The organism is Candidatus Latescibacterota bacterium (assembly GCA_020633725.1).
Lineage (GTDB): Bacteria > Krumholzibacteriota > Krumholzibacteriia > JACNKJ01 > JACNKJ01 > VGXI01.
In genome coordinates this window covers 268214-280191 of record JACKDC010000006.1, presented here as the reverse complement: position 1 = coordinate 280191, position 11978 = coordinate 268214, and the positions used below count along the sequence as shown (strand labels likewise).

Genomic DNA, 11978 nt, shown 5'->3' with positions numbered 1-11978 from the left:
CCTTCCACGACGACCTGCTGGAGGTCGCCGTCGACAACCGAGGACTGCAGGTATTCTCCATCGCGGACGACCCCACCACGCCGGTGAGCCGCGGCCACATCAACTTCGATCAGGCGTCCTACGCGATCGCCACGATGGACTCCCTCGCGCTCGTCCTGGTGGCGGGCGGCACCCTGAAGGTGGCAGACGTCTCGGATCCCGTGCACCCCGTCGAGATCGGACAGATCGGCGGGCTCCTCTTCGCCAGCAACATCGCCGTGAGGGGATCCATCGCCTTCGTGGACGGCGACGCCGCGATCCATGTGATCGACCTCAGCGACCCCACCGCTCCGGTGGAGCTCTCGCAGGTCAGCATCCCGGGCGGCGCCGAAGCGCTGGTGGCCTGGGAAAACTCGCTCTACGTGGCCACCTATACCTGGGGGATGCGGGTGCTCGACATCGAAGATCCCAGCCAGCCGTTCTATCTGGGCGAGGTCGTCACCGGAAGTTCGTGCGAGGGGGTGGCCGTCTACGATGACGTCGTGCTACTGGGCACGCGCGCTCGACTCGACGTGGCGCCGCTCGACTGCGGCCTGATCACCGCCGCGCCGGCGGGCGCGCCGCCCGCGCCGCTGCGCCTCGCCGCGCAGCCCAATCCCTTCAACCCGTCCACGCGCATCCACTTCTCGCTCGACGCCCCCGCGCCCGTGACCCTCAGCGTTCACGACCCCGCGGGCCGGCGCCTGCGCACCCTGCTCGCCGCCGCGCCCCGCGCGGCCGGTCCGCAGGCCCTCGACTGGGACGGCCGCGACGACGCCGGCCACCCCCTCGCCAGCGGCGTCTACCTGCTGCGTCTCGAGGCGGGGGAGGCGCGCGCCGCGGGGAAGGTCACGCTGCTGCGCTGAGGCCGGCTAGACGGGGTGGTGAGTGTCCCACCAGCGGCGGGCCTGCGCCGGCGTCCAGCGCTCTTCGCGCTCGCAGTCGGCGAGGGCGGCGTCCACCGCCCCCGCGGTCTGGGGACGCGCGGCGGGATCCTTCTCCAGGCAGGCCATCACCAGCGCTTCCAGCGCCGGCGGAATCGGCAGCTCCGTGCGCGTCGACGGCGCCGCCGGCGCGCTGCGCGCGTGCTGCACCAGCAGCTCCATGGCCGTCTCACCCGTGAAGACGGTCTGTCCCGTCAGCATCCAGTAGGCGAGACAGCCCACCGCGTAGAGGTCGGCGCGCGCGTCGTCGCCCTTGCCGAGCGCCTGCTCGGGCGCCATGAAGGCCGGCGTCCCCTGCACGCCGCCCTGCACGGTGAGGGGGTCGGTGTCGTCGAGAGGCGTCGCGGCCTGCTTGACCAGGCCGAAGTCCAGCACCTTGACGAAGTCGAGATCGAGCCCGTAGCGGCAGACGAAGACGTTCGCCGGCTTGATGTCCCGGTGCACGAGCCCCCCCTCGTGGGCTTCCGCCAGCGAGTGACAGACCTGCCGCAGCAGGAACACCGCGCGCGGCCAGGGCAGCGGGCCGTCGCCGGCCACGAGAGCCTGCGCGTCGACGCCCTCGAGCAGCTCCATGACGTAGTAGAACGTGCCGTCGCCGCTCACGCCGTAGTCGAAGAGCTCCACCGAGTGCGGCGAGCGCAGGGCGGCCGTGGCCTTGGCCTCGCGCTCGAAGCGCTGGCGCATCACCTGGCGCTCGCGCTCGCTCGCGCCGCCGAGGAACTCCGGCCGGATCAGCTTGATGGCCGCCGGCCGCGCCAGCAGGCGGTGCCGCGCCCGCCAGACCTCGCCCATGCCGCCGCGGCCGAGGAGCGTCTCCAGCTCGTAGCTGCCCATGCGGCGGGCGCGCGCCACGTCCATGCCCAGATCGTAGACGGCCCGCGCGCCGAAGGTGGCGAAGACCACGGCGATCATGGGGCTGAAGACGGCGGCGGCGTAGTCGTCGACCTTCACCGGCAGATGGCCCAGGGTCCCCAGCAGCCAGAGCCCCAGCGGCCGCGTGGCGGCGGCCAGGAGCGCGGTGACCAGCGTCCGGCGCGGCGGGCTCGGGGCGATGAGGGGAAAGAGGATGATGATGGGCGTCACCCAGGTCATGGTGGGCAGGCTGCCCACGGCCTCGTAGCGCGAGAGGGGATTGGTGACCGCGATGATGAGGCAGAGCAGCACTTCGAAACCCTGGCCGAGCGTCACCAGGCGTGGCGCGCCCACGCGCCGCGAACGCGTGAGCAGGATCACGCCCAGCGCGGCGAGGAAGCTGACCACGGTGCCGGTGAAGGGGATCGCGCTCGACGGCGGTTCGCCCACATCGTGACCGAGGAGCACCAGCGCGAAGGCCACGAACGTCTGCAGCAGGTCCGCCCCCGTGGCGACGAGGACGAGAATGCCGAGAATGCGCAGCCGTCGCCGCGACTTCTCGAGCAGCTCAACCGGCAGGCCGAGGCTGGAGCTCGCGCCGGAGGGCCGGGTGTCGGGCAGGAAGTAGCTGTGCGGGTCCAAGGGCCGCTCCAGATCGCGAGGGGGGACGATCACAGCCAAGTCCGGGCGGACGCCCGAACAGGCTAGCACGATTCCCCGACCCGTGGCCGCGAAAAACCGGCGGCGGGAGGCGCCCGCCGCCGGCCTCTGGAGTCCGGGCGCGTCAGAACCCGAAGGTCATCTCGAAGGCCACGGAGGTCGTCGATCCCTTGGCCTCGCCATCGGCGTTCGTGAACACGTCCTCGCTCGAACTGTCGACCCGCAGCTCCACCAGCGCGCCCATGCCCTCGCCGAGGGCGAAGGTGGGCGCCAGGGTGATCGCCTGCCGCGTCTCGCCGCCGGTCAGGCCGAAGACGGCGCCGTCCGGATCGTCGAACCAGTCGTAGCGGGCGGTGAGCCCGAGCCAGTCGTTCAGCGTGAGATGGGCCATGACGAGCAGGCCGTTCCAGTCCGCGGTGGCGCCGTCCATGTCCAGGTGGCCGTGGTTGAACTCGGCGCCGACGAGCAGCGTGGACGACGGCGTGAGCGTGAGGTCCACGTCCAGGACCTGGCGATCCGTGTTCACGCTGTCGGCCGTGACCCCCGCGATCCCGGAGACGCCCAGACCGCCGAGCTCGCCGAGGGCGATGCCCAGCCGCCCGCCCACGGTCTTGGGGCCGGGCGCGCCGAGGTCGTTGACGTCCCAGCCGTCCACCAGGTAGGCGCGCAGATCGGCGCGCTCGCCGAGGGCGGTGGCGACCATGGCGCCGGTCAGGTTGGACGGCAGGCCGTGGTCGAAGACCAGGGCGTGGCTGAACTGGTACATGTCCGGCGCGTCCAGCAGCTCGAAGCCGATGGGCGCGTTGAAGCGGCCCAGCGTGAAGCGCGTGTCCGTGCCCGCGGGCAGCAGCAGCTCGAGATAGCCCTGCTCCACCGCGACGGCCCAGTCGTCGCCGTCCTTGACCCACTCGAGGTCGGCGCGCAGGCCGCCCTTGCCCTCGAGGTCGCGGGTCAGGTCCAGCTCCACCTGGTCGAGGCCGAAGGCGTCGCTGTGCAGGTCCAGGTTGCCCGCGTAGCTCGCGTCGACGAAACCGCCGATCGCCACGGGCGCCTCGCCCGCGGCCGCCGTGCCCGCGCCCAGCAGCAGGGCGAGCGCCGCGGCGACGTTGCGCGTGATTCGCATGGTCGTCCTCCTCACTCGTAGGCCTGTTCGCCGTGCAGGGATTCGTCCAGCGTGCCCTCTTCCGTCTGGGTGGTCTTGACCGGCGTGACCTTGTCGATGATGAAGAGCATCACCCAGGTGAAGACGAAGGCGTAGATCGACGAGCCCACCACCGCCAGCACCTGGCCGACGAAGAAGCGCCCGCCGCCGTTGACGAGACCGTCCGCCCCGGCGGCGTTCACCGCCGTGGAGCCCAGCACGCCGAGCAGGATGATGCCCAGCGCGCCGCCCACGCCGTGGACGCCCCAGACGTCCAGCGCGTCGTCCCAGCGCAGCTTGTTCTTGAGCTCGACGGCGAGGTAGCAGACCACGCCCGCCGCGACGCCGATCAGCGCCGCCGAGGCCGTGGACACGTAGGCCGCCGCCGGGGTGATGGTGGCCAGGCCGGCCACGGCGCCCGTCAACAGGCCCACGAAGTGCGGCTTGCGCGAGCGCGACCACTCGATGATGAGCCAGACGATCGCGGCGAAGGACGCGGCGACGTCCGTGTTGAGGAAGGCGAGGGCGGTGATGCCGTCCACCTGCAGCTGGCTGCCGGCGTTGAAGCCGTACCAGCCGAACCAGAGCAGGCCCGTGCCCAGCGCCACCAGCGGAATGCTGTGGGGCTTGCTGTCCTCCACGCGACGCTTGCCGACGAAGAGCACCGACGCCAGCGCCGCCATGCCCGCGATGTTGTGCACCACGATGCCGCCGGCGAAGTCGAGGATCCCCCACTTGGCCAGCAGCCCGCCGCCCCAGACCATGTGGACGAAGGGGAAGTAGACGAGCAGCAGCCACAGCACCAGGAAGATCAGGTAGGCCGAGAAGCGCACGCGGTTGGAGAACGCGCCCGTGATCAGCGCCGGGGTGATGATCGCGAACATCATCTGATAGGCGATGAACACGTAGAGCGGGATCTGCCCCGCGCCGAAGGGCGTCATCGGATCGACGCCCCGCAGGAAAGCCATGTCCAGATTGCCGATGACCCCACCCTCGCCCCCGCTGAAGCAGAGGGAGTAGCCCACGGCGAACCAGAGGATCGTGGTGATGCCCATGGAGACGAAGCTCTGGATCATGATGGACAGCACGTTGCGCCGTCCCACCAGGCCGCCGTAGAAGAAGGCGAGGCCGGGCGTCATGAGCATGACCAGGCTGGTCGCCACGAGCATGAAACCGGTGTTGCCGGTGTCGAACATCTCGCGCCTCCTGGAAGAGTTGGCCCGCGCGGGATGCCGCGGGGCTTTGCCCCAGGATAGGCCGTGGATGCGATGGTCCGGAATCAGGGAAACCCGGAGGGGGCGCTTCGAAATCCCTGGTGTCAGTCCAGTGAGGTCAGCCCCTCGCGGATGGCGTACTTCGTCAGTTCGGCGACGCTGTGCAGGTCCAGCTTGTCCATGATCTGCTTGCGCTGGCTCTCGACCGTCTTGACGCTCACGCCGTGCGCCCCCGCGATCTCCTTGGTGCTGCGCCCCTCGGCGATGAGCTGCAGCACCTCGCGCTCCCGCGGGCTGAGCAGGCCGAAGGCCGAACCCTGCTCGCGCTGGGCCAGCGCGACGTACTCCTGCACCACCTGCTCGCCGATGCGCTCGGCCAGCACCACCTGCCCGGCCATGATGCGCGGGATCGCCCGGACCAGCGCCTCGAAGGGGTCGTCCTTGAGCAGGTAGGCGTTGGCGCCGGCCTTGAGCGCCTCGAGCACGAAGCGTCGATCGGCGTGCATCGACAGCATGGCGATGCGCACGTCGGGCTGCTGCTGACGGATCCGCCGCGCCGCCTCGATGCCGTTGAGGCCGGGCATGCTGACGTCCAGCACCACCAGATCGGGCCGCTGGGCCTCCACCAGGGCGAGGAGCTCGAGGCCGTCGGCGGTCTCGCCCACCACGCGGAGCTCCGGCTGCCGCTCGATGAGCGGGCGTAGGCCGTCACGGAACATCTTGTGGTCGTCGGCGAGGACGAGTCGAAGGCTCACGGTCCGACCTCCGCCAGTGGCGCGCGCAGCGTGATGCGACAGCCCTGGCCCGCCGCGGCGTCGATCGTCACCGCGCCGCCCAGGGTGCGGAAGCGCTCGCGGATGGAGAAGAGGCCGAAGGCGTCGCCGCGGGGATCGGCGGCGCGCGCGGGATCGAAGCCCCGGCCGCGGTCGGTCACGGTCACGGCCACCTCGCCCCGCGCCCAGGCCAGCTCGAGCGCCGCGCCCGGCGCACCGGAGTGCTTGAGGCTGTTGAGCAGCAGCTCGCGCGCCGAGGTGAAGAGCATCACCGCCAGGTCCTCGGCGAGCGGCTGCGCGCGGCCCGTGTGCGAGAACCGCACGGGAAAGCGACGCTTGTCGCCGAAGTGCTCGGCCAGCCAGTCCAGCGCGGGGGCCAGACCCAGCTCGTAGAGCACCGGCGGGCTGATCTCGGCGGTGAGGTCGCGCGTGTAGCGGATGGTCTGGTCCAGCAGGCGAAGCGTTTCGCCCAGGCTGTCCTCGAAGCCGCCGAAGATCGCGTTGCCCTGGAACTCGCGGATGCGCAGCTTGATGAAGGCCAGCGCCTGCCCCACGTGATCGTGCAGGTCCGCGGCGATGGCGCGCCGCTCGCGCTCCTCGGCCAGGGTGAGCCGCGAGGCCAGACGGCGCAGGTCCGCCGTGCGGGCGGCGACCTCCGCTTCCAGGACGTCGCGGGCGTCGCGCAGCGCGCGATCGGACTCCCGGTGCTCGAGGTGGGCGCGGAGCATCTCGGCCAGCGACCCGATCAGCTCGCGCTCCTCGGCGAGGAAAGGCCCCTCGGCGGCGGCGGGCCGCTCCTCGAGATAGGCCACCTCGATGCTCCCCGCCTCGCCACCCCGCGTGACGAACTCCGCCCGCTGCACCCATGGCGTTTCGCGCCAGCCCGGCGTCACATGCTCGGCCTCGCCGACCCGGATGCGCGCGACGCCGATCGCAGGGTACTGCCAGGCGCCGGGCAGCAGGGCGACGACCTCGGCCAGCACGTCGGCCACCGGCCGGTCGTGGGCCTGAAGCAGGCGCGCCGCGCGGTGGAGCGCGGTCAGCTCCTTCACGCGCTCTTGCAGCTTGTGCAGGATGGCGTCGGACACGAAAACCCCCCGACCCGCTGGGCCGGGGGGATCATACTCCAGGCGTGGCACGGGGGCCAGCGCGCCTCAGCGCAGCAGCACCAGCTTCCAGTTCGCCCGCGCGTCGCCCGCCGCGAGCCGCGCGAAGTAGACGCCCGAGGGCAGCGCCTGGCCCGACTCATCCCGACCCTCCCAGACCGCCCGGTTCTCGCCGGCCGCGAAGCTGCCCGCGGCGACCGTGGCGAGCCGGCGCCCGGCGACGTCGTAGATCTCCAGCGTACCGTGCGCGGGCGTCGCCAGGCTGAACTCCAGCGTGACCTGCGGATTGAAGGGGTTGGGCCAGGCCCTGAGCGCCACCGGCGCGGGGGCGGGATCGGGCGCGGCGGTCGGCGTGCAGGCCAGCGGGAAGATCTGGAGGCCCGCCGGCGCGGCGCCGGCGGCGAAGATCGCCTCGGCGCCCTGCGCCACCGTGTAGACGACGTACCCGCTCGCGCTGCCCAGCAGCTTGAGATCCAGGGGATCCGTCCGATCGAGGAACAGTAGCTCTCTGCCCCCGCGGAGCGTCATGCGATCCCCGGCGATGTCCAGGACACCCGACGCGCCGAAGTCCTGCACCGCGACCTGCACGGGAGCGAGCGGACTGCTGATGTCATAGATGAGCAGGCCCGAGTCCTGTGCGCTCACGTAGAGAACTTCGTCCGCGATGGCCAGTTCCGTCTGCTCGCCGACGACCTGGGTGAGCTGGGTCACCATGACAGGATTCAGCGGGTTGGAGTTGTCGACGACGATGATCCCGTTGATGAAATCGCCGAGGTAGACGGCATCCCCCGACACCGCCATGTTCACGTTGAGCACACCGAAGGTCGCGGTGTGCAGCAGGGACGGCGCGGAGGGGTTCGAGATGTCGATGGTATGGAAGCCCGACGGCTGGCGCGACGCGTACGCCCGATCGCCCTGGATGACCAGATCGGTCGGCAGATCGCTCAAGGGGAGAACGCCCAGCACCTGGGGCAGGTCGGGGTTCGAGACATCGATGATGCGCAGCTGCTGCCAGTCGAGCACGTAGGCGAGATCGCCCCGCACGACCAGGGTCGGATTGTCGCCGGGGATGTAGAGGGTGCCGCGGGGCAGGGGCTGCGTGAGATCGCTGACGTCGAGAACGCGGAAGTAGTCGTCCGTGCCGACGGCGTAGGCGAACGCTCCCTGGGAGGCCACTTCGAGGGTGGTCGTGGTCAGGGGCGTCGACAGCGGGCTCGCCGGCATTCCGTCGCCCACGTCCACCGTCAACAGGCCGTGGGTGCCGAGCGCGCTGCAGAGCAGATCGCCGCTCGTCGCGAGGCTCCGCCCGGCCCCGCCCTCGACGAACAGCAGCTGCGGGGACGTGGGGTCGGCGATGTCGAACACGCGCAGCCACGTGTCCGCGAGGTAGGCGCGATCGCCCGCGAAGGCCATCGCCTGCGGCTGTCCGGAGGCGATCGATCCCACGACCGCAGGAGCCGACGGATCGGCGAAGTCGATCACGGCGACGCCCGCGTCGCTCTCGACGAAGGCGTGGTGTCCCGTCGTCCAGAGCCCGCTGTAGAAGCCGATGCCGTCGCCGGGAATCGACCCCAGAGAGACGGGATTCGCGAAGTCCGAGATGTCCTGGATCCAGTAGCTGGTCTCGCCGAAGAGGTTGTGCGTCCCGTGGACGAGGTTCCCGGTCACCGCGCGAGCGCCGTAGTAGGCGCCGAAGGAGATTCGCCCCAGGAGCGCGGGATTCGCCGGATCGCTCAGATCGATGCCGACGAGTCCGTTGTCTCCCTCGGGCGGGGCGGGCAGACGATTCTCGAAGTAGGCCGTCTGCCCTGCGAGATCCACGAAGTCTCCGGTCCCGTCGAAGACCACGCCGCCGAGCTGAACCGGCGCGTGGGGATCGCTGAAGTCCACGGTCCAGAGGGCGCTCTGGTCGTAGGGCTCCGCGTTGACGAGGATCCCCAGTACGGCGTAGTCGTCGGTGATCTCGATGTCCACGATGACGCCGGGCGTCGGCAGCGTGCCCAGGAGCTGCGGGAGGGACGGGTGGGCCAGGTCCAGGATCCGCAGCTCCGGCCCCGTCCCGCCGACGAGGCAGAGGTTGCCCTGGAGAGCGACCGTCTCGGCGCCCTCGCCCGAGGGCGCGACGCTCGCCCAGTGGAAGCCCTGATCGTAGTCGTAACACTCCGCGCGCGCGATGCCCGCGGCCGCGCCGGCCATAAGAAGAAGCGCGGCGCCGATCCGTAGCGAACGCAGCATCTCAAGCCCCCCTTTTCGACCGCCCGACCAGGCTGGTTCGAGGGCCAGGTCGACCCTCACCTTCAATTATAGCACCTGAGCTGCCGCGACCCAAGCGCGCGGCTCGGGCGGAGCGGGGGCGCATCTTGCCAAGCCATACCCACTCCCGTATCCTTCGCCGCGAAGCGCTGACATGCGGCCGTTGCCTCTGGCGACACGGCTGGCCTTGCGCAGAGTGCCGAGCCTCGGAAGCGCGGACCCATGAAACACACATCGATGGCAATCGAGCTGCAGAGGGCAATCCAGGCCTCGTTGTCGGGGCCGGAGCGGCTGACGATTGCGCTCGAGATGAGCGAAGCGGCACGGGAACTCGCGCTGTGTCGGCTCAGGGAGATCCATCCCGGGTCCCCAGATGCGGAGTTGCTCTTCCTTCTGGCTCACTCGTCCGGACGATCGGCAAAATGAGCACGGCGGATGTCTTTCGGCGAATCGCAGATGCTCTGGAACGCGTCGGGATTCCCTACATGCTCACTGGCTCCTTCGCCAGTTCCTACCACGGCGCACCCCGGGCGACCCAGGACATCGACCTCGTCATCGCCCCGACGCGCGAACAGCTCGTCGAGCTCGTCGGGCTGCTCCCGCCCTCGGAGTACTACGTGGATCTGGGCGACGCCCAAGCAGCTCTCGCGCACGGCACGGCTTTCAGTGTCATTGATCGAGGGACGGGCTGGAAGATCGATCTGATCATCCGGAAGCTGCGGGCCTTCAGCCAGGAGGAGTTCGCTCGAAGGACGGCCGTCGAGGTCTTTGGCACCTGTTTGTACGTGGCAACCGCGGAGGATGTGGTGCTCGCCAAGCTGGAGTGGGCCAAGCTCAGGCAGTCCGAGCGTCAGATCCAGGACGTTGCCGAACTACTCGGCCTGCGTTGGGATTCGCTCGATCACGAGTACCTCTCGAAGTGGATCGATGCCCTGGGGATCAGGGATGAATGGGTCCGAGCCAGGCGCCGCGCGGGCTTCCCGGACTAGCATCATCCGCGCCTGCGCTAGCGCGCCACCTTCCCTTCCAGCTCACTCCGCCGCTGCGTGCCGATCCCCACGCCGGCGTAGCCCGCTTCGCGGACGATGTCCAGCAGGCGCACCACGTCGCCATGGGGCACGGCCGCCTCGGCCTTGATCAGCACGCGGCCTTCGGGGTTGTCAGCCCGCCGCGCCTCGAGCGCGCCCTTCAGCGCCGCCAGCTCCACCGGCGCGCCATCCAGGAGCAGGCGTCCGTCCTCGGTGGCCACCAGCTCGAGCTGACGCTTCTGTGCCTCGGCGCTCTCCGGCGCCGCCGTGCTGGAATCCGGCAGGCGCAGCTCCAGCTCGCCCACGCGCTTGAACGTGCTCGTCAACGTGAAGAAGATGATGAAGAGAAAGAGCACGTCGATGAGCGGCGTCAGGTTGAGCGTCACCGGGGGGCGCTTGCCCGCGGGCCGGAACTGCATGCCGCTCACGCCGCCTCCCGCTCGCCGCGCAGGCGCGTGAGCAGCTGCGTGGCCTGCGCCTCGATCTCGGCCACCAGGGCCTCGGAGCGCGCGGCGATCAGGTTGTAGGCCACCAGCGTGGGGATGCCGATCACCAGCCCGATGGCCGTGGTGAACATCGCCTCGCTGATGCCCTCGGACAGCGCGCCCGGATCGCCGAGGCCAGACACCGAGATCGACGCGAACATCCGGATCATGCCCAGCACCGTCCCCAGCAGACCCAGCAGCGGCGCGGCCTGCGCGATGGTCGAGAGCCAGACCAGGTGCCGCTCGAGCACGGGCGTGCGCTGGCGGCCCGCGTCGAGCAGCGCGTCGCGCATCTGCTCCCAGGGGCGGTCGGCCTGTTCGAGGCCGGCGCGCATCACGTCGGCGAAGACGCCCGGGTTCTTGCGACAGACCTCGATCGCCATGCTGAGATCGCGGCCCGGCCGCGCCGCCCCCACCACCTCGAGGATCTCCCGCGGCAGCACGCGGCCCCGCCGCAGCGCCCACACGCGCTCCAGGGTGAGGGTCAGCGCCAGCAGCGAGCAGAGCGCCAGCGGGTAGATGAGGATGCCGGTCTTGTCCAGGATCTCGATCATCGCGTCGTCCCCGGTGATGGCCTAGTGGCCGTAGTCGGTGTAGATCATGCGGATCTGCAGGCGGAGCGTCTGCTCCGGCGCGTCGGGGGGCAGGGGTTCAAAGGGCGCCGCCGCCTGGATGGCGGCCACGCTCGCGTCGCGCAGGGTATAGTGCCCCTCTTCGTCCAGCACTTCCACCTTCAGCAGCTCGCCGGTGCGCGCAACCTCGAGGCCGACGAGCGTCCAGCCCTTGATCATGCCGATCTTGAAGGCGTAGGGCGCGTTCCAGTGGGACTCCACCGCGCGGCGGAAACGCTGCATCCAGTAGCCGTAGACCCAGGCGCTGGTGCTCAGGCTGACGTCGCCGAGCAGTTTGACGTTCCCGTCGGGACTCGCCATCGCCTCCTGGTGGACGTCCGACGCGCCCGCGCGCGGACTGGGCGGCTGCTGCTCGCGCGCGGTCGACGGGTCGAGGCGGCGGTAGGCGTCCAGCGGGTTTTCGGTGGCCGGCGTGCCGCGGCGGGGCAGGGCGCCGCGCGGGCTCTCCTCGCTGGGTTCGGCCGGCATGGGCTGTCCGGCCGGCGCGGGCGCGGACGGGGCGCCGGTGTCCATGGCCACCTGGGGGAAGTCGGCGCGGCCGTCGCTGCGCGGGCGGGCGGCGTCCTCCCCGCCCGGCGTGAGGTCGCGCGCGCGGCTCGCCACGTTGCTCAGCAGGTCGGCGCGCTCGGGGGGCGTGTCGGCGCGGTCCTCGGGAAGTTCGGTGAACTGGCGGGGCGTGTCTGCGGGCTCGGGGGCGAAGACGAACTCCAGCGGCGGCGGCTCCTCCTCCGGCAGCGGGCGCGCCGAGGCCAGGTGCAGGCGCTTCACCCCGACGATGGCCCCGGCGTGCAGCAGCAACGCCAGCGCCAGCGCCAGCGTCCACACGCCGGGCCGCGTGCGGTAGGCGTCCCTGGCCAGGATGGGAGTCACGG

General features: G+C 70.7%; 11 protein-coding genes. 2 read left to right on the top strand and 9 right to left on the bottom strand.

The annotated features are described in order from the left end of the window. Positions 1 to 884, top strand: an 884-nt coding sequence (locus H6693_13565; GenBank protein ID MCB9517213.1) for a hypothetical protein, incomplete at its 5' end; no start/stop codon positions are given. 6 nt (positions 885 to 890) lie between these two features. Here H6693_13565 and H6693_13560 read toward each other — a convergent pair. The 6 genes from H6693_13560 to H6693_13535 form a co-directional block, all read right to left on the bottom strand. After that, entirely contained in the window at positions 891 to 2456 is a 1566-nt protein-coding gene (locus H6693_13560; GenBank protein ID MCB9517212.1) for a protein kinase, read from the bottom strand. A 142-nt stretch (positions 2457 to 2598) separates the two neighbouring features. Next, positions 2599 to 3597 (bottom strand): outer membrane beta-barrel protein, encoded by a 999-nt coding sequence (locus H6693_13555; protein ID MCB9517211.1) that lies wholly within the window; start codon positions 3595 to 3597, stop codon positions 2599 to 2601. Between the two features lie 11 nt (positions 3598 to 3608). Then, positions 3609 to 4811 carry an ammonium transporter gene (locus H6693_13550; protein ID MCB9517210.1) on the bottom strand — a complete coding sequence of 401 codons (1203 nt, stop codon included), beginning with the start codon at positions 4809 to 4811 and terminating at the stop codon, positions 3609 to 3611. A gap of 122 nt (positions 4812 to 4933) precedes the next feature. Beyond that, a complete protein-coding gene (locus tag H6693_13545) occupies positions 4934 to 5584 on the bottom strand; it encodes a response regulator transcription factor (protein MCB9517209.1) in 651 nt (216 codons plus the stop codon). Continuing rightward, positions 5581 to 6690 (bottom strand): hypothetical protein, encoded by a 1110-nt coding sequence (locus H6693_13540; protein MCB9517208.1) that lies wholly within the window; start codon positions 6688 to 6690, stop codon positions 5581 to 5583. The genes H6693_13545 and H6693_13540 overlap by 4 nt, the downstream gene beginning before the upstream one ends. A gap of 66 nt (positions 6691 to 6756) precedes the next feature. Then, on the bottom strand, positions 6757 to 8943 hold the full coding sequence (locus H6693_13535; GenBank protein ID MCB9517207.1) for a T9SS type A sorting domain-containing protein: 2187 nt from the start codon (positions 8941 to 8943) through the stop codon (positions 6757 to 6759). Between the two features lie 440 nt (positions 8944 to 9383). On the opposite strand from H6693_13535, the gene H6693_13530 reads away from it, so the two are divergent. After that, positions 9384 to 9950: a hypothetical protein gene (locus H6693_13530; protein ID MCB9517206.1), complete on the top strand. Its 567-nt coding sequence runs from the start codon at positions 9384 to 9386 to the stop codon at positions 9948 to 9950. A gap of 17 nt (positions 9951 to 9967) precedes the next feature. On the opposite strand, the gene H6693_13525 is transcribed toward H6693_13530, so the two are convergent. The 3 genes from H6693_13525 to H6693_13515 are packed head-to-tail and all read right to left on the bottom strand — an operon-like array spanning position 9968 to position 11976. After that, complete coding sequence (locus H6693_13525) at positions 9968 to 10417, bottom strand: biopolymer transporter ExbD (protein MCB9517205.1); 450 nt, start codon at positions 10415 to 10417, stop codon at positions 9968 to 9970. Next, entirely contained in the window at positions 10414 to 11028 is a 615-nt protein-coding gene (locus H6693_13520; GenBank protein MCB9517204.1) for a MotA/TolQ/ExbB proton channel family protein, read from the bottom strand. The genes H6693_13525 and H6693_13520 overlap by 4 nt, the downstream gene beginning before the upstream one ends. Positions 11029 to 11049: 21 nt before the next feature. Then, the gene (locus tag H6693_13515) at positions 11050 to 11976 is read right to left on the bottom strand and encodes a hypothetical protein (protein ID MCB9517203.1); all 927 of its coding nucleotides are present in this window, start codon (positions 11974 to 11976) and stop codon (positions 11050 to 11052) included. Between the last annotated feature and the right edge of the window lie 2 nt (positions 11977 to 11978).

What these genes read in the sequence shown, in the direction of transcription:
- H6693_13535 (MCB9517207.1), bottom strand. Translation starts at nt 8,943, where the DNA reads ATGCTGCGTTCGCTACGGATCGGCGCCGCGCTTCTTCTTATGGCCGGC.
- H6693_13520 (MCB9517204.1), bottom strand. Translation starts at nt 11,028, where the DNA reads ATGATCGAGATCCTGGACAAGACCGGCATCCTCATCTACCCGCTGGCG.
- H6693_13555 (MCB9517211.1), bottom strand. Translation starts at nt 3,597, where the DNA reads ATGCGAATCACGCGCAACGTCGCCGCGGCGCTCGCCCTGCTGCTGGGC.
- H6693_13550 (MCB9517210.1), bottom strand. Translation starts at nt 4,811, where the DNA reads ATGTTCGACACCGGCAACACCGGTTTCATGCTCGTGGCGACCAGCCTG.
- H6693_13530 (MCB9517206.1), top strand. Translation starts at nt 9,384, where the DNA reads ATGAGCACGGCGGATGTCTTTCGGCGAATCGCAGATGCTCTGGAACGC.